The sequence below is a fragment of the Phenylobacterium sp. genome, assembly GCF_030646615.1.
Taxonomy (GTDB): domain Bacteria; phylum Pseudomonadota; class Alphaproteobacteria; order Caulobacterales; family Caulobacteraceae; genus Phenylobacterium.
This window is the reverse complement of the sequence record NZ_JAUSLG010000083.1, coordinates 1-21864: the sequence shown is the minus strand read 5'-3', so window position 1 is coordinate 21864 and position 21864 is coordinate 1. Positions and strand designations below refer to the sequence as shown.

The 21864-nt window shown below is 66.5% G+C and carries 21 protein-coding genes and 2 pseudogenes; 18 read left to right on the top strand and 5 right to left on the bottom strand.

Annotated features, from left to right (window positions below; translation table 11 throughout):
* Both Q7S93_RS15100 and Q7S93_RS15095 read right to left on the bottom strand, forming a co-directional pair.
* Positions 1-740, bottom strand: a 740-nt coding sequence (locus tag Q7S93_RS15100) for an AAA family ATPase (protein WP_304714766.1), incomplete at its 3' end; no start/stop codon positions are given.
* Between the two features lie 147 nt (positions 741-887).
* Positions 888-2702, bottom strand: coding sequence for a tetratricopeptide repeat protein (locus Q7S93_RS15095; protein WP_304714765.1), 1815 nt, complete (start codon positions 2700-2702; stop codon positions 888-890).
* Between the two features lie 199 nt (positions 2703-2901).
* Here Q7S93_RS15095 and flbT point away from each other — a divergent pair, with 199 nt between their 5' ends.
* The 11 genes from flbT to Q7S93_RS15040 all read left to right on the top strand — a co-directional run bounded on the left by flbT (position 2902) and on the right by Q7S93_RS15040 (position 13049).
* A complete protein-coding gene (gene flbT / locus Q7S93_RS15090) occupies positions 2902-3327 on the top strand; it encodes a flagellar biosynthesis repressor FlbT (RefSeq protein ID WP_304714763.1) in 426 nt (141 codons plus the stop codon).
* Positions 3287-3652 (top strand): flagellar biosynthesis regulator FlaF, encoded by a 366-nt coding sequence (gene flaF / locus Q7S93_RS15085; protein WP_304714762.1) that lies wholly within the window; start codon positions 3287-3289, stop codon positions 3650-3652. The genes flbT and flaF overlap by 41 nt, the downstream gene beginning before the upstream one ends.
* A 319-nt stretch (positions 3653-3971) precedes the next feature.
* Entirely contained in the window at positions 3972-4805 is an 834-nt protein-coding gene (locus tag Q7S93_RS15080) for a flagellin (protein ID WP_304714761.1), read from the top strand.
* A gap of 296 nt (positions 4806-5101) precedes the next feature.
* Positions 5102-5929: a flagellin gene (locus tag Q7S93_RS15075; RefSeq protein ID WP_304714760.1), complete on the top strand. Its 828-nt coding sequence runs from the start codon at positions 5102-5104 to the stop codon at positions 5927-5929.
* A 249-nt stretch (positions 5930-6178) separates the two neighbouring features.
* Positions 6179-6343: a flagellar protein FlaG gene (locus tag Q7S93_RS15070; protein WP_304714759.1), complete on the top strand. Its 165-nt coding sequence runs from the start codon at positions 6179-6181 to the stop codon at positions 6341-6343.
* Between the two features lie 203 nt (positions 6344-6546).
* Entirely contained in the window at positions 6547-7377 is an 831-nt protein-coding gene (locus Q7S93_RS15065; protein ID WP_304714758.1) for a flagellin, read from the top strand.
* Between the two features lie 147 nt (positions 7378-7524).
* Complete coding sequence (locus Q7S93_RS15060; protein WP_304714757.1) at positions 7525-10314, top strand: hypothetical protein; 2790 nt, start codon at positions 7525-7527, stop codon at positions 10312-10314.
* Between the two features lie 148 nt (positions 10315-10462).
* Entirely contained in the window at positions 10463-11158 is a 696-nt protein-coding gene (locus Q7S93_RS15055; protein ID WP_304714756.1) for a hypothetical protein, read from the top strand.
* Positions 11159-11197: 39 nt separating this feature from the next.
* Positions 11198-11581 carry a hypothetical protein gene (locus tag Q7S93_RS15050; RefSeq protein WP_304714754.1) on the top strand — a complete coding sequence of 128 codons (384 nt, stop codon included), beginning with the start codon at positions 11198-11200 and terminating at the stop codon, positions 11579-11581.
* Positions 11582-11691: 110 nt separating this feature from the next.
* A complete protein-coding gene (gene ssb, locus Q7S93_RS15045) occupies positions 11692-12165 on the top strand; it encodes a single-stranded DNA-binding protein (protein ID WP_293320720.1) in 474 nt (157 codons plus the stop codon).
* A 194-nt stretch (positions 12166-12359) separates the two neighbouring features.
* Positions 12360-13049: an alternative oxidase gene (locus tag Q7S93_RS15040; protein WP_304714753.1), complete on the top strand. Its 690-nt coding sequence runs from the start codon at positions 12360-12362 to the stop codon at positions 13047-13049.
* A gap of 86 nt (positions 13050-13135) precedes the next feature.
* On the opposite strand, the gene Q7S93_RS15035 is transcribed toward Q7S93_RS15040, so the two are convergent.
* Positions 13136-13576, bottom strand: coding sequence for a DUF3617 domain-containing protein (locus Q7S93_RS15035; protein ID WP_304714752.1), 441 nt, complete (start codon positions 13574-13576; stop codon positions 13136-13138).
* A 181-nt stretch (positions 13577-13757) separates the two neighbouring features.
* Between Q7S93_RS15035 and gyrA the strand changes: the two genes are divergently transcribed.
* From gyrA to Q7S93_RS15010, 5 genes are all read left to right on the top strand, one after another.
* Positions 13758-16553: a DNA gyrase subunit A gene (gene gyrA / locus Q7S93_RS15030; protein WP_304714751.1), complete on the top strand. Its 2796-nt coding sequence runs from the start codon at positions 13758-13760 to the stop codon at positions 16551-16553.
* Between the two features lie 62 nt (positions 16554-16615).
* Positions 16616-17107 carry a pantetheine-phosphate adenylyltransferase gene (coaD, locus tag Q7S93_RS15025; RefSeq protein ID WP_304714750.1) on the top strand — a complete coding sequence of 164 codons (492 nt, stop codon included), beginning with the start codon at positions 16616-16618 and terminating at the stop codon, positions 17105-17107.
* Entirely contained in the window at positions 17107-17457 is a 351-nt protein-coding gene (locus tag Q7S93_RS15020) for a nuclear transport factor 2 family protein (protein WP_304714749.1), read from the top strand. Before coaD ends, Q7S93_RS15020 begins: the two co-directional genes overlap by 1 nt.
* Before the next feature lie 4 nt (positions 17458-17461).
* A complete protein-coding gene (locus Q7S93_RS15015; RefSeq protein ID WP_304714748.1) occupies positions 17462-18328 on the top strand; it encodes a peptidylprolyl isomerase in 867 nt (288 codons plus the stop codon).
* Positions 18328-18789: a peptidylprolyl isomerase gene (locus tag Q7S93_RS15010; RefSeq protein ID WP_304714747.1), complete on the top strand. Its 462-nt coding sequence runs from the start codon at positions 18328-18330 to the stop codon at positions 18787-18789. Before Q7S93_RS15015 ends, Q7S93_RS15010 begins: the two co-directional genes overlap by 1 nt.
* 26 nt (positions 18790-18815) lie before the next feature.
* Here the strand turns inward: Q7S93_RS15010 and Q7S93_RS15005 are convergent, their stop codons facing one another.
* On the bottom strand, positions 18816-19811 hold the full coding sequence (locus tag Q7S93_RS15005; RefSeq protein WP_304714746.1) for an endonuclease/exonuclease/phosphatase family protein: 996 nt from the start codon (positions 19809-19811) through the stop codon (positions 18816-18818).
* A gap of 65 nt (positions 19812-19876) precedes the next feature.
* Here Q7S93_RS15005 and queA point away from each other — a divergent pair, with 65 nt between their 5' ends.
* Positions 19877-20953: a tRNA preQ1(34) S-adenosylmethionine ribosyltransferase-isomerase QueA gene (gene queA / locus Q7S93_RS15000; RefSeq protein ID WP_304714745.1), complete on the top strand. Its 1077-nt coding sequence runs from the start codon at positions 19877-19879 to the stop codon at positions 20951-20953.
* Positions 20953-21612: pseudogene (locus tag Q7S93_RS14995) on the top strand (tRNA guanosine(34) transglycosylase Tgt); the annotation flags it as partial. The gene queA and the pseudogene Q7S93_RS14995, both read left to right, overlap by 1 nt.
* A gap of 36 nt (positions 21613-21648) precedes the next feature.
* Here the strand turns inward: Q7S93_RS14995 and Q7S93_RS14990 are convergent.
* Positions 21649-21858 (bottom strand): annotated as a pseudogene (locus tag Q7S93_RS14990) (tRNA-guanine transglycosylase); the annotation flags it as partial.
* Between the last annotated feature and the right edge of the window lie 6 nt (positions 21859-21864).

Here is a 21864-nt window from a genome sequence, read left to right as displayed (position 1 = left end):
TCCGCCAGCGAGGCGGCGTCGATGTCCTCGACCATCAGCAGCTTGAGCCAGTCGAGCAGCTCCGAGGTGGAGGGCTTCTTCTTCAGGCCCGGAACCTTGCGCATGTCGTAGAAGATGCGCAGGGCCTCGGCGACCAGCTTCTGTTTGATCCCGGGATAGTGGACTTCGATGATCTGGTTCATCGTGTCGGCGTCGGGGAAGCGGATGTAGTGGAAGAAGCAGCGGCGCAGGAAGGCGTCGGGCAGCTCCTTTTCGTTGTTCGAGGTGATGATCACGATGGGGCGGATCGCCGCCTTGATCGTCTCATTGGTCTCGTAGACGTAGAATTCCATCCGATCGAGCTCCTGCAGGAGGTCGTTGGGGAATTCGATGTCGGCCTTGTCGATCTCGTCGATCAGCAGGACGGGGCGCTTGGGGGCGTCAAAGGCCTCCCAGAGCTTGCCCTTTTTGATGTAGTTCTTGACGTCCTTGACCCGCTCATCGCCCAGCTGGCTGTCGCGCAGGCGGGTGACGGCGTCGTATTCGTAAAGGCCCTGATGGGCCTTGGTCGTCGACTTGATGTGCCAGGTGATCAGTTCGGCGTCGAGCGCCTTGGCGATCTCGTAGGCCAGCACGGTCTTGCCGGTGCCGGGCTCGCCCTTGATCAGCAGGGGACGTTCCAGCGCGACGGCCGCGTTGACGGCGACCTTCAGATCCTCGGTGGCGACGTAATCGTCTGTGCCTTCGAAACGCTCGGCCATATGAGCTCCCAATATGCGCGGGTTCAGAGAGGCCCGCTTTCGAACAAATGTTTCAACTGACGCCAACCTAAAGGGCGGCGCGGGACATTCAAGCGGCTTGAGCGCCTGCGGCGGCTTCGGTGGACGCGCCGCGCCCCGGCGCCCTCGTCAGGGCGTGGGCGCCCGACGCAACTGCGGACCGCCCGGCTCGGCCAGGGCCTGCGCCATCTGGCTCAGCATCGGGCCCCAGTCGCCGAGGGCGGGGGCCGTGAAGACCCGCATCTGCGGGTACCAGGGATAGTGGTCGCTCCCCAGGCGGGGCCAGGCGCCCGGCGCCGAGGTCACCCAGGCGCTGGCCCCGCAGGCGCCGGCCAGGTTCACCGTGGCGTTGGGAAAGCCGATCACCAGGTCGAGGGCGCAGGTGAGGGCTGCGATGTCGTCCAGATCCTGCTTCAGGTCGATGCCCGGAGGAGTCCAGATGTCCACGCCCATCTCTCGTCGGGCCTGATCCAGCTCTGCGGCGCAATCGCCGTACTGCAGGTTGACGAAGGTCACGCCGGGGGTGGCCAGCACCTCGCGCCAGGCCTCGAAGGCGGAGAAGAAGCGCCGGCGCGCGCTGTTCATCAGGGCGCTCTTCCAGAGCAGGCCGACCTTGAGCCCTGTGGGCGCCTCCTCCAGAACCCGACTCCAGTGGGCGACGCGGTCGGGCGCAGGCTTCAGAAACCCCGGCTGAGCCGGGAAGGCGTCGACAGTGGGCCGGAACCTGCGGAGCAGCGAGCCCAGGGGCGCCCAGAGCTCCGGCGCGTGGGCCTCGTCCAGGAAGGGCGCGACCCGGACAGAGCGCCCGGCGACGCCATAGGTCGCGTGGGCGCCGACCTCGACGTGCGGGAAACTGCGTTGGAACAGAGGCACAAGCCGCATTTCGACCGCAAGGACCAGCCGGCCCTGGGGCCCAAGGGCGGTGATCAGGTCCGGGAGCAGATTGGCGAACATCACCTCGTCCCCCAGGCCCTGCTCGCCAAACACCAGCAGGCTGCGCCCGGCCAGGTCTGTGTCCAGGCTCCAGGGCGCGCCCGGCGCCTGATACTGCGTGCAGTCGGCGAACAGGGGGTGGCGGCGGGCCTCGTATTCCTCCCAGCCTTCCGCGGTGCGGCCAAGCTCGAGCAGGGCGGTCGAGCGTGACAGGCGCATCATCTGGCGCTCGTCCTCGGCGGTGACGCCCGACAGAGCGATGTCGCAGTCGACCAGGGCGCCGGCGGGATCGCCCAGGGACAGGCGGACATTGCCGCGATTGTACTGCGCCTTGGGAAAGCTGGGCTGCAGGCGCAGGGCTTCGTCATAGAAGAGGCGCGCCGTGGCCAGATCGCCCTGTTCGGTCACGATGGTGCCCATGGTGTTCCAGGGCATGGCCATCTCCGGGTGGGCCTCGATAGCCGGCCGTAGCACCTCGATGGCTTCATCGGCCCGATCCTGGTCGCGAATGGCGCAGGCCAGGTTGTTGGCGCCCTCGGGATGGTTAGGCTTGGCCGCCAGGAAATGGCGAAACAGTTTCTCGGCCTCAGCCTTCATCCCCATGCGGAAGGCCAGCCGCCCCAGATCGTTGGCCACCTCGGCCTGGTTGGGCAGCAGGGCCAGGGCCGACTGATAGCAGGTGATCGAGTTGATGAAGTCGCCGGCGCGCTCCCGGGCGATGGCCAGCAGATACCAGGCGAAGCCGTTGCGCTCGTCATGCTCCAGGGCCTGGATGGCGAGCTTGCCGCCGGTTTCGTGGTCTTCCGCCTCCAGAGCTGCGACGGCGCGCCGCAGGATCGGCGCGATGGAAAGGGCCTTGAGTTCGGTGATCGCCGCATTGAGTTGGCGCAGCGCGTCCTTGGAGCCAGAGGCTCCCATGGCGTCTGCAGCCATGGCGGCGTTGGCCGGTCTGGGCTGCGCGGCGGATAGAGCGATGGATGATGTGTCGCTGGTGCGGGCCGGACGACTCATCACCGCCTCCATTTCTTGCGTGATCGGGGCCATGCTTCAGGCCAGTATGGTTACTTCTTGCTTAAACGCGGCCTTGCGCCGCAGGGCTGGCAAGAGGTCATTAACGGTCGCCGCATAGCTTGGGCCTATCCAGACAGTTCCGGATTCGGGGCTGGCCTTGGGTCCATCGCGTGGGGCGCGTCTTTCGGGGGTCGAGCATTTGCCGCTCAAGCTGTCGCTGAAACCGGGCGAGAAGTTCGTTCTGAACGGCGCTGTCGTTCAAAACGGCGATCGCCGGGGAACCCTGGTGCTCCAGAACAAGGCGTCGGTGCTGCGTGAAAAGGACATCATGCAGCAGGACGAGGTGACGACGCCGGCCAGGCGCGTCTACTTCCCGGTCATGATGATGTACCTCGATGAGGCCGGGGCTGATCGTTACTACGACGAGTTCGTGCGGCGCCTGTCGGAATTCATGGGGGCCGTGCGCAACCCCGGAATCCTGTCCGAGTGCATATCCATCTCCAAGCACACCATGACGCGCGAGTACTACAAGGCGCTCATGCTGTGCCGGAAGCTAATCGATTACGAAGACGAGGTGCTGGGTAATGTCCCTTCGAGCCTACCAACAGGCGGCGCAGAGAGCTGAGTCCCCGCGCGAGGCGGAATATCGTCTCTTCGCGCAGGTGACCCGGGCTTTGATCGAGGCGTCCAAGGCCGATCCGTACGCCTTTGGCGTCCGCGCCGATGCGCTGGATTGGAACAGGCGCCTGTGGCTCGCCCTCGGCGAGGATTGCGCTCATCCGGATAACAAGCTGCCCGAGTCCCTGCGCGCTCAGCTCATCTCCTTGAGCATCTGGGTTCAGAAGCACACCAGTCTGGTCATCCGCAGGGAAGACGACTTCGAGGCGTTGATCGACGTCAACCGGACCATCATGCAGGGGCTTTCGCCGTCCGCGGCCGAGGCCGCCTGAGGCGCGCCGTACGGCTCATTGAGGTTCAATCCAATTCCAGAGGGCTCGGCGTTTCGCCGGGCCCTTTTCGTATGTCTCGACATAATTTGCCGGCCCGGCAGGTTTGACTCGGCGGAATCTGCCGCAGGGCGCGGGCTCACCCTCAGCGTCCACCTGCTTATGGTTTTCGAGTTCCAAAATAACTCAGTGAATCAGCGGTTTACCTATCCTGCCGTGGCTGGGCCACTCTGGCGCGCAGCTTGCGATGGTTCCTGCGAGCCAAGAACGGCTCACTGGCGAAAAATCGCCGGATACCCGACCAGAATGGAAGGACAAGGCCATGCCGATGAATTCGGTCAACACCAATGTCGGCGCCATGGTGGCGCTTCAAAACCTCAACAAGACCAACACGGATCTCAACACCACCCAGAGCCGCATCAACACCGGTCTGAAAGTCGCCAGCGCGAAGGACAACGGCGCTATCTGGGCCATCGCCCAGAACCAGCGTTCGGACTCCGGCGCCCTGAACGCCGTCAAGGAATCCCTGTCCCGTTCGGTTTCGACCGTGGACGTGGCCCTTTCGGCGGGTGAGAGCGTCTCCGATCTGCTCCTGCAGATGAAGGAAAAGGCTCTGGCGGCCGCTGATACGACCCTCGACACCGCCAGCCGCGTGGCCCTGAACGATGACTTCAAGGCCCTGCGGGACCAGATCACCAAGGTGGTCGACAACGCCGAGTTCAACGGCGCCAACATGATCAAGGCCACGACCCCGACGACGGTGGCGGCTCTCGCCAGCGCTGACGGTCAGAACAAGATCACGGTGGCGGCCCAGAATCTGGCGCTGAATGGCGGCAATGTGACGATCCTGGCGACCAGCACGATCGGGACGACGACCGCGGCCTCGGCGATGATCGCAACGATCAACACGTCGATCGCCAATGTCTCGGCGGCGCTGTCCAAGCTTGGCACTGGTTCCAGGGCGCTCTCGTCGCACATGGACTTCGTGGGCAAGCTGCAGGACTCGATCGACGCCGGTGTGGGCAATCTGGTCGATGCTGACCTGGCCAAGGAAAGCGCCAAGCTCCAGTCGCTGCAGACCAAGCAGCAGCTGGGCATCCAGGCGCTCTCGATCGCCAACCAGTCGTCGGGCACGGTGCTGTCGCTCTTCCGTTAACGTCTTGAAGCCGGGCGGCGCTTGGTCGCCGCCCGGCAGACTTTTCACCGGGCAGGCTTCGCCCGGCGCTTTTTGCCGGGTGGGACTAGGCAGAATTTTCCGGGCGTTTTGGCGTCCGGCACATTCTGCCGGGCCAAAACGTGCCTAATGGACCTATAACCCAACGAATCCAGAAACTTGCGAGTTCGGCTCAAGCTGACGCGACTTGGCGCGTCTGTTGCTGCCTATGGTTTGGGCAAAACGCCCACGGCGGTCAAAACGACGGCCGGTTTCCTTAAGAACAAGGACCTAGGCGCATGAATAGCGTTAACACCAATGTCGGGGCCATGGTCGCCCTGCAGAACCTCAACAAGACCTCGAGCGACCTGAGCACCGTTCAATCCCGGATCAATACGGGCCTGAAGGTCGCCAGCGCCAAGGACAACGGCGCCATCTGGGCCATCGCCCAGAACCAGCGTTCGGAATCGGGCGCCCTGAACGCCGTCAAGGAATCCCTGTCCCGCTCGGTTTCGACCGTGGACGTGGCCCTTTCGGCTGGCGAAAGCATCTCCGACACCCTTCTGCAAATGAAGGAAAAGGCCCTGGCGGCCGCCGATACGACCCTCGACACCGCCAGCCGCGTGGCCCTGAACGATGAATTCAAGGCCATGCGGGACCAGATCACCAAGGTGGTCAATAACGCCGAGTTCAACGGCGCCAACATGATCAAGGCCACGACGCCCACCACGGTGGCGGCTCTCGCCAGCGCGGATGGCCAGAACAAGATCACGGTGGCCGCCCAGAACCTGTCGCTTGGCGGCGGCAATGTGACTGTCGCGGACAACTCGACGATCGGCACCCAGACTGCGGCCGCAGCGATGATCGCCACGATCAACACTTCGATCGCCAACGTGTCTTCGGCCCTGTCGAAGCTGGGCACGGGCTCCAGGGCCCTGACCTCACACGCCGACTTCGTCGGCAAGCTGCAGGACACCATCGACGCCGGTGTGGGTAACCTCGTCGACGCCGACCTGGCCAAGGAAAGCGCCCGCCTCCAGTCGCTGCAGACCAAGCAGCAGCTGGGCATTCAGGCTCTGTCCATCGCGAACCAGTCGAGCTCCACGCTGCTCGGCCTGTTCCGCTAACGGAAGTTCTGACCCCGGCGCTGGTCGTCGGGGTCAGGCGCGGCGGGCGGGGAGGGCGACCTCCCCGCCAACCGTGTCCTCCAAGAGGGAGGCCGGCGACAGAAACGTCCCGGCACATGCGACATGGAAAACAGAGTGGCGGCAGTTGCGGCCACGAACAGCGTCACCTTCGAACGGCCCGCGCCAAATGCGCCGCCACAGAAACGTGAAGCTGCTCCGAGGCCCGCCCCCAGATCAGATCTGGCGGATGTGCGTCTGATCATCGAGGAAAACGACGAGGCCGGCGCCTATGTCTACAAGACGGTGGACCGCCGGACCGGCGAGGTGATCTCCCAGATCCCCCGCGAGGAGGTGCTCAAGATGAAGGAGCGCCCCGACTACGACGTCGGCGACGTGATCAGCACCGTGGCCTGAGCCCCTGGTCTGAGCCTCGGGTCTGGCCCGCTCAGACCCAAAGAAGATGAGTCCTTTCAACCGTCTCGGCGCGCCGAGGCGGCCGCTGGCGTATGGGCGTTAACTCTCTAGACACCATGATTCCATAGCTTGCATCTCGAACAGCAACCCGCGACTCGGCCCAGGAGGCGAGACGGGTGGCGGACGATGAAGGAGGTCCGAGCATGGCGATCAGCGTTCACACCAATAAGTCGGCGTTGGTCGCACTGCAGAATCTGAACAAGACCAATGACGAACTGGCGAATGTTCAGAACCGGATCAACACTGGCCTGCGGATCGGCAACGCCAAGGACAACGCCTCGGTCTGGTCCATCGCCCAGGGGCAGCGGGCTGATATCGGCGCCCTCGGCGCCGTTAAGATGAGCCTCAACCGGGCCCAATCCATCTCCGAAGTCTCCATGGCCGCCGGCGAGTCGGTCTCCGACCTGCTGGTGCAGCTTAAGGAGAAGGTGGTGTCGGCCATGGACACCTCGCTGGATTCCTCATCCCGCATAGCCTTGGACTCGGACTTCAAGTCGATCCTCCGGCAGATCACTCAGGTGGTTGAAAACTCGGAATTCGACGGCGCCAATATCCTGGACGGGTCGGTGGCGGGCTCGATCCGCTTCCTGGCCAATGCCGACGCCAACGCCTACATCACGCTGTCGACCCAGAACCTGTCCCTGGGCGGCGGCATCATCACCATGGCCAGCGCGGCCTCGATCACCACCAGCACTCTGGCCAGCGGCATCCTCACCCAGCTAGACGCCTCGATCGCCAATGTGAACCAGTCCCTGGGCAGCCTCGGCGCCCAGGCCAAGCAGATCGAAGCCCACAACAAGTTTATCGACAAGCTGACCGACGTACTCACCGCCGGGGTGGGCAATCTGGTCGACGCCGACCTGGCCAAGGAGAGCGCCAGGCTACAGGCCCTGCAGGTGCAGCAGCAGCTCGGCGCCCAGGCCCTGTCGATCGCCAACCAGGCGCCGCAGGTCATCCTGTCGCTCTTCCAGTAGGTTTTTGTGCTTCAGGTCTCACCAGGGCGTTGTGACGGCTCGGCGCCCACAGGTGTTGTTGGCCATTCATTTGGCTCAGCTTAACCGACCGTAAGGCTTGAGACCCGATGATGCATGGGCAGGCATAGGTCTGCGTAGGGGGACGCCGTGATTGGGTTCGATTCCAATCTGCTGATGAACTACTACCAGGCCAAGCTGGGCAAGGTTGGTGGCGGCGCGTCATCCTCGTCGGGAAGCTCCGTCACCCAGAAATACGCGCCCACCGCGCCCTGGTCGACACAGGCGAAGCCGATCGATTCCTCGGCCCTGCTGAAGAGCGCGCTGCAGGGCGGGCGAATCATCGACGAGTCCGCCGCGACCCTCGACCTGTCCGGCGCCAGTTCGGACTACAAGAAGCTCTTCGCCCTCTATCAGGGCCTCGGCACGCTGACAGCGCTCGCCGAGAAGATGAACACCAAGAACCTCACCAGCTTCGACACCAACCGGATCACCACGGCCTTCGCCAAGGGCATGGCCGAGCTCACTGGCTATGTGGACAGCGCCAAGTTCGACGACGTTCGCCTTGGCCTCTCCGAGGTGGCGAACACTGCGCGGGCCAAGGTCGGGATTTCCCGGGGCAAGAGCGAGTATGTGACAGCGCCCCTGGTGTCAGGCACGGCGAGCAGCCCAGTCCCGGCCTTTGAAGGCGATGTGAAGTTCAACATCGCGATCAAACAGATCAACACCAGCATCAATATCGCCATCGATCTGTCCGAGATGGGCGCCCAGTCCCGCACGCTGCCCAATGTGATCAATCACATCAATTCCAAGCTGGAAGCCGCTGGAGTCACGACACGTTTCGCCCAACACCGGATCCCGGGTGAGGAGCGCACCTTCACCTCGGCCGGCCGGACCATCAAGCTGCAACCCGCGCCCGATCAGTGGGCGATGAAGATCAAGACCGACATCACCGAGCAGGTGACCTTCACCGCGGCGGCCACCACCCCAGCCATCTATATGACTCAGAAGGTCGGGGACCCCGATCCGGACGGCAAGGCCGACACAAATGACGGCGTGCAGATCAACCAACTGCTGAAATTCCAGACCGAGACCGGCGCTGTGAGCGCGCCCCTGCAGCCGGCCGGCGAGGCCCACTGGGTCGAGGGCCGCATCTTCGCCAATCCTCTGGAAGGCAAGATCGAGACCGTGCGCGCCACCCAGGCCGGACCCGACGGCTCGGTCTACATCCTGGCCGACGTCACCGGCGACATCGCCGGCCAGTCGATCAAGGGCGAGCGCGACGTGGCGCTGCTCAAGTACGACTCCGCAGGCAAGCTGATCTATTCCCGCGTCCTCGGGGCCTCCGAAGACGCCAAGGGTCTGGCCCTGGCGGTCTCTGCGGACGGCCGGGTGGCCGTGGCCGGCTCGGTCACCGGGAAGTTGAACGGCGCTGTGGATGGTCCGCTGAATTCCGGCGCCTCGCCGGCCCTGGCGGAGCTGAGCGACAGCTTCGTCACGGTGTTCAACGACAAGGGCGAGGAAGTCTGGACCGCCCGCCGCGGCTCGCGGCAGGAGGACGAGGCCACCCACATCGCCTTCGGGGCCGATGGGCAGGTCTATGTCTCCGGTCGCTCGAAATCATCGATGCCGGGGACAACCGCCCTGGGTGGCACGGACTCCTACATTCAAGGCTTTGGGCTGAACGCCAAGGGCGAGCCCGTGTCGCTGTTCACCCAGTCCTTTGGCACGGCCTTCGACGACAAGCCGGCGGGCCTGGTGGTGGACGGCGACGCCCTGGTCACCGCCAGCGTGGAGAATGGCCGCGCCGTCGTGCGGCGCTTCGATATCTCCAGCGGCGCCCCGGTTCAGGTGGCCCAGCGCGATCTGGGCGATCTGCAAGGGGGGACCATCACGGGCCTGGCCCTCGACAACGGCAATCTTGTGATCGCCGGCTCGACCCGCAACACCGCCCTGGACGCCGGGACGGTGACCCGCGCCCATGCCGGCGGCATCGACGCCTTCGCCGCTCAGATTTCGGCTGATCTCACCGCGACCCCGGCCGATGCGGTCGCCTATTACGGCGGGGCCGGCGATGACAAGGCCGCGGGCCTGGCCGTCTCGGGCGGACAGGTCTGGCTGACGGGGCAGGCGGGCGTCGAGGATCTGCCTGGCCTGGTCTCCAAGGGCGAGGTCGACGGATTCCTGGCGCGCCTGGATGTGGCGGCCGGCGAGGTGGTCTGGTCCCAGCGCTTTACCGGCAAGGACGGCTTCGCCACCCCGGGCTCGATCACCATCGCTGACCAGGGGGCCAGTGTCCTGGATCGCCTCGGTCTGCCGACCGGCCAGTTGACCTTCAAGGATTCATCCCATCTGACGGCCGTCAGCGGCCTTCGGGCTGGCGATGAGTTCAACATCAGCGCCAATGGCGGGCGCCCCAAGACGGTGACCATCGCCGTCGACGAGACCCTTGAGAGCCTGATGCTCAAGATCCGGCGGGTGACGGGTTTCCAGGTCAAGGTCGACACCGCCGTCACCGACGGCGTGCGTCGCCTGCAGATCAAGCCGTTGAACGAACGCTCGATCATCGAACTCACCCCGGGCAAGGCCGGTCAGGACGCCCTGGGCGTTCTTGGCCTCCCCGAAGGCGTGATCCGCGCCACCAAGCTTGAGGACGGCAAGACGATCTCGGCCGACGGCAAGGGCGACTTCTATGGCCTGGGCCTGCACTCGAAGCTCAATCTCGGCACGCCCGAACAGGTGCGCCACGCCATTTCCGAACTGACCCAGGCCCAAGGGGTGATCCGTAAAATCTATACCGCCCTGCGCGACGCCGCGACGCCCAAGAGCGTCCTGGCGCAACGGGAGGCCGCGGCGGCTATCGGCAAGGCGCCGGCCTATATGACCAACCAGATCGCCAATTATCAGGCCGCCCTCGACCGCTTGACCGGCGGCGGTTGACGCCCCGTCTTGCCACGGTCACAGGCCCGGTCTAGAGCCGGAGCCCTGAGGATTGCGCCGACAAGCCTGGCGCATCGCTGATCGGATTTCGTGGAGGCGCCGGGCGCTTCGATGTGATCTTTGGCAGGACCCCCGCGCGCGAGGCCCCATGGATTTCCTGAACGACCGTCGGATTGTGCTGGCCCTGGCCGGCGGCGCGCTCGCCCTCCTGGCTGGGATGGGGATCGCGGTCGGGCTGCTGGCGCGGGGCGACGACGCGGCGCCGGATGCGCCGCCGGCCTCCCAAGGCGGCCTGGTGGTGGAGACGACCGACCTCGACGAGGGTCGCCTGGATCCGGCCCGCCCCCTGCGGTGCTTTGTGGGCGGGCAGTTCGTCGGCGAGGTGACCCTGAGCGAGTGCGCCGAGCGCAATGGCGTGGCCACCGGCGCGCTGGATGTGGGGGTCGATGAAACCGGCGCCTTGGCCGCCGCCGATGAGGCCGGGACGGTTCTTACGCCCCTGCCGCCGCCGGTGGAGACCGCCGCAGCGCCGCCCCCGGGCCCTGCCGAGGGCGTCATCGCGCCGAACCTGCCAAGCCAGGTGGCTCAGCCGGCCCCGGCCGGGGCCTGCTGGCGCTATGCCGGCGCCGAATGGCGTCGCCTGCCTGGCGACCTGACCCTCGATTCCTGCGTCCAGACCCTGTTCGCCGGCCGCTGCGAACCGGCGGGCTCGGCCACCTATGGCCGCTGGATGCAGCAGACCCTTCGCCTGGTGCCCGGCCGGGTCGAGGTCTCTGCCGACAATCGGCGCTTCCGGACCCTGGCGGAACAGGGCGCTGGCTGCGCTATCAATCCGGTCGGCTGACACCTCGCCCTGGCCACGAACCCGGTGTAGGATTTGCCGATGTTGAGAACCGTGATCCTGCTGGGCGCCTGCGCCCTGGCGCTGGCCGCCTGCCAGAAGCGAACCCTGCCGCCTGGCGATCGCGAGATCTGCTACCAGGTGGTCCGCGAGGACGGCGAACTGAAGTACAACAAGCTGCCCGGGACCCAGCCTGACCTGGAAAACTGTGCGGCCGCCCTTGAGGCGATCCGCGTGCGGTTCCTGCAGATGGGCGGCTCGACCCGCACCATGGTCGGCGCCTATCAGGGCAACTTCATCTTCCTGCAGCGCGAGGGCATCTTTACCTCGCCCTCGATGGAGCAGAATCGGTATCTGGCCCTGGTTCGCACCGGGGACGGCCGCCTGGCCATTCCCGGGGCCATGCCCCGCGCGCCGGCGCCCTGACACGCAAGCCTGAGAACACAGGCAGAACATCTCATTGATTGCGTCGCGCCCGAGGGTTAGCCTGGGCGCAGCCTCCGACTTCATTCTTCTGGCACTTCAAGGACATCGACATGGCGGGCAGCGTCAACAAGGTCATTCTGGTGGGCAATCTGGGCGCAGACCCCGAGATCCGCGCGCTCTCCTCCGGCGACCGGGTGGCCAATCTGCGGATCGCCACCTCGGAGACTTGGCGCGACCGGTCTTCGGGCGAGCGCAAGGAGCGCACCGAGTGGCACCGGGTGGTGATCTTCAATGAGAACCTGGTGAAGGTGGCCGAGAGCTATCTGCGCAAGGGCTCCAAGGTTTACATCGAGGGCGCCATCCAGACCCGCAAATGGACCGACCAGAGCGGCGTAGAGAAGTATTCCACCGAGATCGTGCTGCAGAAGTTCCGCGGCGAACTGACCATGCTCGACGGTCGCGGCGGCGACAGCGATGACGGCGGCGGCTCTGGCGGCGGCTTCTCCTCCAGCGGCCCCCGCAGCCAGCCCTCCGGTCCGCGGGAGGACTTCTCCGCCGATCTGGACGACGAGATCCCCTTCTGATCCGAGGCCTGGCCTCGATTGCGACGTCAATGGCCAGTCCCTCCGGGGGCTGGCCATTTCGTTGGCCCCTGCGTCACCGGGTCGCTCCGGGCGGCTACCTAGGGACAGGCGCGGAATTTCGGGCCGGCGGGCAGGGGTCTATTCCATGGCCATCGGATGAACGCCCAGCCAAGGGCGCACCAAGGATGACCACCATGACCGCCCCCCTCGTCGATCTTTCGGTTCACCACGCCCCCCGGGGCGTTTCGGACAGGGTGGCCTTCGGCTTCACCAAGGTGCTGCGCTTCTGCGCCGACACCTTCTTCGCCAAGCGTTACGGCCATCGGGCGGTGGTGCTGGAGACGGTGGCCGCGGTGCCGGGCATGGTCGGCGCCACCATCAACCACCTGACCTGCCTGCGCCGCATGTGCGACGACAAGGGCTGGATCAAGACCTTGATGGATGAGGCCGAGAACGAGCGCATGCACCTGATGACCTTCATCGAGGTGGCCAAGCCAACCCTGTTCGAGCGCTTCGTGATCGTCGCCGTCCAATGGGTGTTCTATCTGGCCTTCTTCGCCCTCTACCTGATCTCGGCCAAGACCGCCCACCGGGTCGTGGGCTATTTCGAGGAAGAGGCGGTGATCAGCTATACCAACTACCTGGCCGAACTGGACGAGGGGCGCTCGCCTAACCTGCCGGCGCCGGCCATCGCCCTGAAATACTGGGGCCTGCCTGAGACCGCCACCCTGCGCGACGTGGTGCTGGTGGTCCGGGCCGACGAGGCCCACCATCGCGACGTCAACCACGGCTTCGCCAACGAACTGGGCGGCCTGCCGGTCGGCGAGGTGGCGCCTTGCCCGCCGCATGTGGAATTGCAACCGACCTGGAAGACGGCCGCCTGAGCTTTCGGCGCAGACGCCGGACGCAAGGTCAAAAAAAGAGGGCGACGCGGCTGGCGTCGCCCTCGTTTCGTTGGTGTGCGCCCCGCCTAGTCCGACGCGCCGGTATCCTTGGGGGGGCAGGTGCCGCTGATCCGGCGGGCTTCGGTGCTGGCGCGGCCCGAGACCGGAATTCCAGCGAAGGTGGTGGCGATATTGGCGGTCAGCTTGAAGTTCGTCTCGGTGAAGGCGCCTTCGCCGGACACCGCCACCTGGCGGCCCTTCTTGCTGACGCAGGTGCCCTTCAGCAGAATCTTGCCGCCGGCGAATGACCGGGTGGGATAGGTGCAGGTATAGTGCCGGTTGCTGGGTCCCATCATGAACTTCTCGACGTCAGCCTCTGTCAGGCAACGCTTTTCCACATCCGTCGTGCGGATCGGCGAGAGCACGCGGTTGGTGCTTTCCCAGTAACCGGGCAGGATGGAGTTGGCCGCCGCCGCGGGGCTGGCCAGGGCGACAAGGGTCAGGGCTAAGGGCGTGAGGCGTTTCATCATCATGTCCTGGTAAATCTAGGAGACTGGTCTAGCGCCTTCAACCTGAACCAATCCTGCATGTTAGCAGCGGACGGGCGGGAGCATGATCCCGGTGAGGCCGTAAAGTTGGCGCAACCGTCTGAGAATGCTAACACCTGACTTCGCGTTTTGTGTCCGATTCTGACGGTTTTTCCCCGCCTTGACCGACGATCTTCATAACCCACCGGATGATGGCCGGCGCGGGGGCATCGCCCCTATCGCCATTGAGGACGAGCTGAAGCGCTCGTATCTCGACTACGCCATGAGCGTCATTGTCAGCCGCGCGCTGCCGGACGCCCGCGACGGGCTCAAGCCCGTTCACCGCCGCATCCTGTTTTCCATGAGCGAGCAGGGGCACACCCCTGACCGCAGCTATGTGAAGTCGGCCCGGGTCGTCGGTGACGTCATGGGTAAGTACCATCCGCACGGGGACTCGGCGATCTACATGACCCTGGTGCGGCTGGCCCAGCCCTTCTCCATGGGGCTGCTGCTGATCGACGGTCAGGGCAATTTCGGCTCGGTGGACAATGATCCGCCGGCGGCCATGCGCTACACCGAATGTCGCCTGACCAAGGCGTCCATGTCGGTCCTGGCCGACCTCGACAAGGACACGGTCGACTTCAAGCCCAACTATGATGGGTCCGAGCACGAGCCGGCCGTCCTGCCGTCGCGCATCCCCAACCTGCTGGTCAACGGCGCCGGCGGCATCGCCGTGGGCATGGCCACCAACATTCCCCCGCACAATCTGGGCGAGGTGATCGACGCCTGCCTGGCCTATGTGGACGACCCCACCATCGGACTCGAGGAACTGGCCGACATCGTGCCGGGTCCCGACTTCCCCACCGGCGGCGAGATCATGGGCAGGGCCGCCTCACGCCAGGCCATGCTGACCGGCCGCGCCTCGGTCGTGACCCGCGGCAAGGCGTCCATCGAGGAAATCCGCAAGGATCGCGAAGCCGTGCTGATCACGGCGCTGCCCTATCAGGTCAACAAGGCCGCCCTGGTGGAGCGGATCGCCGAGCTTGTCCGCGACAAGCGGATCGAGGGCGTGGCCGACCTGCGCGACGAAAGCGACCGCGATGGCATGCGCGTGGTGGTCGAGCTCAAGCGCGACGCCTCGGGCGAGGTGGTGCTGAACCAGCTCTATCGCTTCACCCCGCTGCAGTCGTCCTTCCCGGTCAACATGCTGGCCCTGGACCGCGGGCGTCCGCGGGAGATGAACCTGCGCGACCTGATCGTCGCCTTCGTGGACTTCCGCGAAGAGGTCGTGGTCCGCCGCACCAAGTTCGAGCTCTCCAAGGCCCGCGACCGCGGCCACGTCCTGGTCGGCCTGGCCATCGCCGTGGCCAATATCGACGAGGTCATCCACATCATCCGGTCGTCCAGGGATCCGGCCGAGGCGCGCGAGCGCCTGACCGCGCGGGCCTGGCCGGCCGGGGACATGATGCCCCTGGTGGACCTGATCGCCGACCCGCGCACCGTGCTGGTCGAGGGCCATCAGATCCGCCTGACCGAGGAGCAGTCCCGGGCGATCCTGGCGCTGACCCTGTCGCGCCTCACCGGGCTGGGCCAGGACGAGATCTTCGGCGAGGCCAGGCAACTGGCCGGCGCCATCCAGGGCTTCCTCGAAATCCTCGCCTCCCGGGAAAAGGTCATGGGCATCGTCCGTGACGAGCTGACCGAGGTGAAGACCGCGTTCGCCGTGCCCCGCCGCACCGAGATCCTCGAGGGCGGCGGCGACATGGACGATGAGGATCTCATCGCCCGCGAAGACATGGTTATCGCCGTCACCCATTCGGGCTATGTGAAGCGCACGCCGCTCGCCACCTATCGCACCCAGCATAGGGGCGGGAAGGGGCGTTCGGGCATGTCCATGAAGGACGAGGACGTGGTCACCCGCGTGTTCTCGGCCAATACCCACACGCCGGTGCTGTTCTTCTCCTCCGGCGGCAAGGTCTACAAGCTGAAGGTGTGGCGCCTGCCGGTCGGCGCGCCGAACTCCCGCGGCAAGGCCTTCGTCAACCTGCTGCCCATCGAGCAGGGCGAGGCGATCACCACCATCCTGCCCCTGCCCGAGGACGAGGCGAGCTGGGATCAGTACGACGTCATGTTCGCCACGCGCTCGGGCAATGTCCGGCGAAACAAGCTGTCGGACTTCGTGCAGATCAACCGCAACGGCAAGATCGCCATGAAGCTGGACGAGGGCGACGCCATCATTGGCGTGGCCGTCTGCCAGGCCGACCAGGACGTCCTGCTGACCACTTCGGCGGGCCGCTGCATCCGCTTCTCCGTGGGCGAGGTCCGCGTGTTCGCCAGCCGCGACTCCACCGGTGTCCGCGGGGTCCGCCTGGGCGAGAGCGACAGCGTCATCTCCATGGCCATCCTGCGCTCGGTGGACGCCACGCCGGCCGAGCGCAGCGCCTATCTGCGCCATGCCAACGCCATCCGCGCCGCCGCCTCCGGCGAGGCTGACGAACCCGTCGCGCCCGAAGCCGTCGAGGACGACGAGATCGAGGGCGTTGATCTCAGCCTGCCCGTCGAGCGCATCGCCGCGCTGGGCGCGGCCGAGGAGTTCATCCTCACCGTCTCGTCCGAGGGCTTCGGCAAGCGCAGCTCGGCCTATGACTTCCGCCGCACCGGTCGTGGCGGCCAGGGCCTGATCGCCCAGGACCTCACCAAGCGAGGCGGTCGCCTGACCGCCTCCTTCCCGGTCGAGGACGGGGACGAGCTTCTGCTGGTCACCGACCAGGGGCAGCTGATCCGCACGCCGGTGAGCCAGGTCCGCATCGCCGGCCGGAACACGCAAGGGGTGACCATCTTCCGCACCGCCGCCGACGAGCACGTGGTCTCCGTCGAGCGCCTGGCTGAGGGCTCGGTGGGCGCTGTCACAGACGACCCCATCTCAGGGGGCGACGAAGACGCCGGAGACGATCCGGGCGCCAACAGCGCCGATTAGGTCTTGCAATCGGCGGGCGGGGCGGCGAAAGCCGAACGAATTAGAACACGGGGAAGCGTCGTATGACCCGCATCGGGCTCTATCCGGGCACGTTCGATCCGATCACCAATGGCCATTCCGACATCATGGGTCGGGCGGTGAAGCTGGTGGACAAGCTGGTGATCGGCGTCGCCGTGAACGCCGGCAAGGGGCCCATGTTCTCCCTCGACGAGCGGGTGGAGATCATCAAGGCCGAGACCGCTCCCCTGGCCACGTCCATTGAGATCGATGTCCAGCCCTATGAGGGCCTGACGCTGCAGTTCGCCCGCCAGATCGGGGCGACCATGATCATCCGCGGCCTGCGGGCTGTGGCGGACTTCGAATACGAATTCCAGATGACCGCCATGAACCAGCAACTCGATCGCGAGATCGAGACGGTGTTCCTGATGGCCGATCCCCGACACCAGGCTATTGCCTCGCGCCTGGTCAAGGAGATCGCCACCCTCGGCGGCGAGGTGGGCAAGTTCGTCAGTCCGCGAGTCAAGGAAGCCCTGCTGGCCAAGGTCCGCGGCTGATGCCGACGGGCGAGGCGTTCGCCCGGGCCTGGATCGAGGCCTGGAACCGCCACGACCTCGAGGCGATCCTCTCCCACTATGCCGAGGATGTCGTCTTCACCAGCCCGGCAGCGGCCAAGATCACCGGCGACGCCTCCGGCCGGGTGGCGGGCAAGGCGGCCCTGGCGGCCTATTGGGGCGAGGCCCTGCGCCGGATCCCCGATCTCCACTTCACCCTGCGCAGCGTGCTTGCCGGCGTGGATTCCGTGGCGATCCGCTACCACAGCTCGCGCACCGAGGCCGAGGTGGTCGAGGTGGTCTGCTTTGGCGCCGACGGGCTGGTCGTCGAGGCCTTCGCCTATTACGAGTGATCCCATGACCCGTATCTCCCTGATCATCGCCCTCGCGCTTGCGACGGCGGCCACCCCGGCCATGGCGCAGCGCGCCGCCTCGCCGGCCGAGACCCCGTCCCTCGGCGCTCCCGCCGCCCAGGACTGGCGCACGCCCAACCCCGACGACGTCATGGTGATCGACACCAACAAGGGGGTTGTCTTTGTCGAGCTGTCGCCGACGATCGCGCCGACCCACGTGGAGCGCATCAAGACCCTGACCCGCCAGGGCTTCTATGACGGGCGCAGCTTCTTCCGCGTCATCGACGTGTTCATGGCCCAGACCGGCGACCCCCTGGACAGCGGCGCTGGCGGCTCCGACCTGCCCGACATGACGGCGGAGTTCACCTTCCGTCGCGGGGCGTCCGACCCGTTCGTGGCCGTGTCGGACTCCGGCTCCAGCCAGACCGGCTTTGTCGGAGTCGTGCCGGTCATGACCCAGAGCCCGATGCTGATGGCGATGACCGCCGACAACAAGATCACCGCCTGGCCGCTGTTCTGCCCCGGCGTGGCGGGCATGGCCCGGGGCTCGGAAGAGAACTCCGCCAACAGCCAGTTCTTCCTGATGCGTCAGGCCTACCCTTCGCTGGAGCGGCGCTACACCGCCTTTGGCCGCGTCGTCGCAGGGCTCGAGGCTGTGCGCGCTCTCAAGGTGGGTGAGCCGGTGACCCCGCCGCAGGACATGATGCTCCGCGCCAGGATGCTGGCCGATATTCCTGGGGCCGAAAGGCCGGCCTTGCGCGTTGTCGACACCGCAGGCCCCTGGTTCGCCGCCCAGGTGGCGCAGATGCGCGCCGAAGACGGGGCCGATTTCTCGGCCTGCAATCTCAAAATCCCCTCCGAGGTAAAGTGATGGATTCCGAAAACACCCTGATCATGACGCTGGACGCCGGCCCGGTGACCATTCGCCTGCGTCCCGACCTGGCGCCGGGCCACGTGGCCCGCATCAAGGAACTGGCCCGCGAGGGCTTCTATGACGGCGTGGTGTTCCACCGGGTCATCCCGGGCTTCATGGCCCAGGGCGGCGATCCCACCGGCACCGGCTCAGGCGGCTCGGACAAGCCGAACCTCAAGGCCGAGTTTAATCCCGAGCCTCATGTCCGCGGCGTCTGCTCCATGGCCCGCACGGCCGTGCCGGACTCGGCCAACAGCCAGTTCTTCATCTGCTTCGATGACGCCCGCTTCCTGGACGGCCAGTACACGGTCTGGGGCGAAGTGACCGAAGGCATGGAGCACATCGACGCCCTGCCCAAGGGCGAGCCGCCGCGCAGCCCGGGCAAGATCGTCTCCATGAAGGTCGCCGCCGACGCCTGACGCTGCGCTCTCTCCCGGCCGGCGTTTTAGTCGGTCGGGGGCAGGGCCAGGGTCACCACCACCGGAAAGTGATCGGAGCCCAGGGCAGGCCCCCGTTCGGCGCCCAGCGTCACCCAGTCGGAACCGGCATAGACATGGTCGATGGCCAGAAAGGGCAGGGGCATGTGGATGTTCCAGCGCGAGAAGGCCATGGCCGGCCAGCTCAACATGCCCTGGTTGCGCCGGATCAGGCCGAGGGCCTTGTCCTGCCGACGCAGGGTGAAGGACCACGGGGTCGAATTGAAATCGCCGGCGATGATCAGCCGCTCGCGGTCATAAAGCCTGGCCATCGTCGTCAGGCGCAGGCTCTGCTGCTGCTGCGGTCCGGCCGGCACGGGCCAGGTATAGTGGGCGCCGATCACCGTGAACTCGCCCCCTGGGGCTGCGAAGGTGGCGCGGGTGGCGGGGAAGTAGGCGCCCTCGCGGACCTTGGGCAGGCCCGCCGAGATCGGCGCGACCTTGCTGTAGATGATGACCTCGCAGCGATCGTCCGGATCACAGGTGCGGTGATAGGCGGCGCGCGATTCCAGCGCCCGCTGGAACCTGCGGGTGGCCTCTTCGACCACGATGATGTCCGGATCCTGGGCCACGATCCAGTCGGCGGTGTCGCCCAGGGTCTGGTTGCGGCCGCTCCAGCTGTTGATCTGGACGAGCTTGATCTGATGGAGGCTGGCCGTTTCGGCATCGGCGGCGTGGCCAGTCTTTCGGAACATCTCGGGCAGGATCAGCACGCCGGCCAGACCGATGGCGACCGCCGCTGTGCCGAGCGTGAACCGGCGCAGTCGCGTCGGCGGGGTCAGGATCGCAAGGACGGCCGCCACGACGGCCACGGCGATGAACACCACGACGAAATGGGTGGCGACGTCCAGATTGTCGCTGAACCGCCCGCCCTGGGCGGCCAGCATGACCAGGGCCGCCAGCACGGCGAGCGCCGCGGCGATGTCCTCGAGAATGCGCGTGATGACGACTCGGATCAGGCCCATGGGCCCGGCTCTAGCATGAGGCCGCGCTTGACGCGCGGGGTCTTGCATGGCCTGACGCAGGTCACATGAAGACTGCCGATTTCGACTTCGACCTGCCCGACAGCGCCATCGCCCTGCGTCCCGCCCAGCCCCGGGATTCGGCGCGGATGCTGCGGGTCACGCCGGGCCAGCCCCTGGCGGACCTCCAGGTCCGCGATCTCCCTGGCGAGTTGCGGGCCGGCGACATCCTGGTGCTGAACGACACCCGGGTGATCCCGGCAAGGCTGAGTGGCCGTCGCACCCGGGGCGAGAGCGTCGTCGCCGTCGAGGCCACCCTGCACAAGCGGAGCGCCCCCGACCGCTGGAGCGCCTTCATGCGCCCCGGCAAGCGGCTGGCGCCCGGCGACCGGGTGAGCTTCGGCGAGGCCGAGGATCGCGCCTGCCTGCTGGGCGCCCTGGACGCCACCGTGGTCGAGAAGGGCGACGGGGGCGAGATCCTGCTGGCCTTCGACCTGGCCGGCCCCGCCCTGGACGAGGCGATCAAGGCTCGCGGGGCCATGCCCCTGCCGCCCTATATCGCCGCCAAGCGGCCCGAGGACGAACAGGACCAGACCGACTACCAGACCATCTACGCCCAGGCCGACGGCTCGGTGGCCGCGCCGACGGCGGGCCTGCACTTCACCCCTGAGCTGATGGATCGGTTGAGCGCGGCCGGGGTCGAAACCTGCTTCGTCACCCTGCATGTGGGCGCCGGCACCTTCCTGCCGGTCAAGGTGGACGACATCGAAGGCCACCGGATGCACGCCGAGTTCGGCGAAGTCAGTCCCGAGACGGCCGAGCGGCTCAATCGCGCCCGGGCTGCGGGCGGCCGCATCATCTGCGTCGGCACCACCTCCCTGCGGCTGGTGGAGAGCGCCGCAGGCGAGGACGGCGTGGTGCGCCCCTTCGCCGACGATACGGCCATCTTCATCACCCCGGGCTACCGGTTCCGGGCCGCCGACGGGCTGATGACCAATTTCCACCTGCCGCGCTCGACCCTGTTCATGCTGGTCAGCGCGTTTTCGGGCCTGGAGACGATGCGGGCCGCCTATGGCCACGCCATCGCCCAGGGCTACCGCTTCTATTCCTATGGCGACGCCAGCCTGCTCTGGAGGGCCGACTGATGGCCGCCTTTCCCTTCGAGATCGCCGCCACGGACGGCGCCGCGCGCACCGGCGTGCTGAAGACCGCCCGCGGCGATATCCGCACGCCGGCCTTCATGCCGGTGGGCACGGCCGCGACGGTCAAGGCGCTGACGGTGGATCAGGTGGCGTCCACCGGCGCCGACATCATCCTCGGCAACACCTATCACCTGATGCTGCGGCCCGGCGCCGAGCGGGTGTCGCGCCTGGGCGGCCTGCATCGCTTCATGCGGTGGGAGAAGCCGATCCTCACCGATTCCGGCGGCTTCCAGGTCATGTCGCTGTCCAACATCGCCAAGGTGACGGAAGAGGCCGTGACCTTCGCCAGCCATATCGACGGTTCGCGCCACGTGCTGTCGCCCGAACGGTCGGTGGAGATCCAGGCTGATCTGCTGGGCTCCGACATCGTCATGCAACTGGACGAGTGCGTCGCCTGGCCGGCGGAGGAAACCCGCGCGGCCGAGGCCCTGCGGCTGTCGGCCCGCTGGGGCGCGCGCTGCAAGGCGGCGTTTGGCGAGCGAGAGCACCAGGCCCTGTTCGGCATCCAGCAGGGCTCGACCCTCCAGGCCCTGCGCCGGGAGTCCGCCGAGCGGCTGGTGGAGATCGGCTTCGACGGCTACGCCATCGGCGGCCTGGCGGTCTCGCTGGCCGAAGGCGGCCTTGGACCGCTGGCCCCAGCGCGCCGACAGCAGCATGGCCTCCCGCGCCCGGTTCTCCTCCGCCGGCCAGGCGACGCACTCGTCCAGCTGCATGACGATGTCAGATCCCAGCAGGTCGGCCTGGATCTCGATGGAGCGTTCGGGGGTCAGGACATGCTTGGAGCCGTCGATGTGGCTCTGGAAGGCCACCGACTGTTCGGTGACCTTGGCGATCTTCGACAGGCTCATCACCTG

Excerpts from the sequence above, each read along its gene's own strand:
- queA (WP_304714745.1), top strand. The coding sequence starts at position 19,877 with ATGAAGACTGCCGATTTCGACTTCGACCTGCCCGACAGCGCCATCGCC.
- Q7S93_RS15065 (WP_304714758.1), top strand. The coding sequence starts at position 6,547 with ATGGCGATCAGCGTTCACACCAATAAGTCGGCGTTGGTCGCACTGCAG.
- Q7S93_RS15005 (WP_304714746.1), bottom strand. The coding sequence starts at position 19,811 with ATGGGCCTGATCCGAGTCGTCATCACGCGCATTCTCGAGGACATCGCC.
- coaD (WP_304714750.1), top strand. The coding sequence starts at position 16,616 with ATGACCCGCATCGGGCTCTATCCGGGCACGTTCGATCCGATCACCAAT.
- Q7S93_RS15020 (WP_304714749.1), top strand. The coding sequence starts at position 17,107 with ATGCCGACGGGCGAGGCGTTCGCCCGGGCCTGGATCGAGGCCTGGAAC.
- flaF (WP_304714762.1), top strand. The coding sequence starts at position 3,287 with ATGTCCCTTCGAGCCTACCAACAGGCGGCGCAGAGAGCTGAGTCCCCG.
- Q7S93_RS15015 (WP_304714748.1), top strand. The coding sequence starts at position 17,462 with ATGACCCGTATCTCCCTGATCATCGCCCTCGCGCTTGCGACGGCGGCC.
- Q7S93_RS15040 (WP_304714753.1), top strand. The coding sequence starts at position 12,360 with ATGACCGCCCCCCTCGTCGATCTTTCGGTTCACCACGCCCCCCGGGGC.
- Q7S93_RS15055 (WP_304714756.1), top strand. The coding sequence starts at position 10,463 with ATGGATTTCCTGAACGACCGTCGGATTGTGCTGGCCCTGGCCGGCGGC.
- Q7S93_RS15075 (WP_304714760.1), top strand. The coding sequence starts at position 5,102 with ATGAATAGCGTTAACACCAATGTCGGGGCCATGGTCGCCCTGCAGAAC.
- Q7S93_RS15095 (WP_304714765.1), bottom strand. The coding sequence starts at position 2,702 with ATGAGTCGTCCGGCCCGCACCAGCGACACATCATCCATCGCTCTATCC.
- Q7S93_RS15080 (WP_304714761.1), top strand. The coding sequence starts at position 3,972 with ATGCCGATGAATTCGGTCAACACCAATGTCGGCGCCATGGTGGCGCTT.
- Q7S93_RS15050 (WP_304714754.1), top strand. The coding sequence starts at position 11,198 with ATGTTGAGAACCGTGATCCTGCTGGGCGCCTGCGCCCTGGCGCTGGCC.
- Q7S93_RS15035 (WP_304714752.1), bottom strand. The coding sequence starts at position 13,576 with ATGAAACGCCTCACGCCCTTAGCCCTGACCCTTGTCGCCCTGGCCAGC.
- ssb (WP_293320720.1), top strand. The coding sequence starts at position 11,692 with ATGGCGGGCAGCGTCAACAAGGTCATTCTGGTGGGCAATCTGGGCGCA.
- Q7S93_RS15010 (WP_304714747.1), top strand. The coding sequence starts at position 18,328 with ATGGATTCCGAAAACACCCTGATCATGACGCTGGACGCCGGCCCGGTG.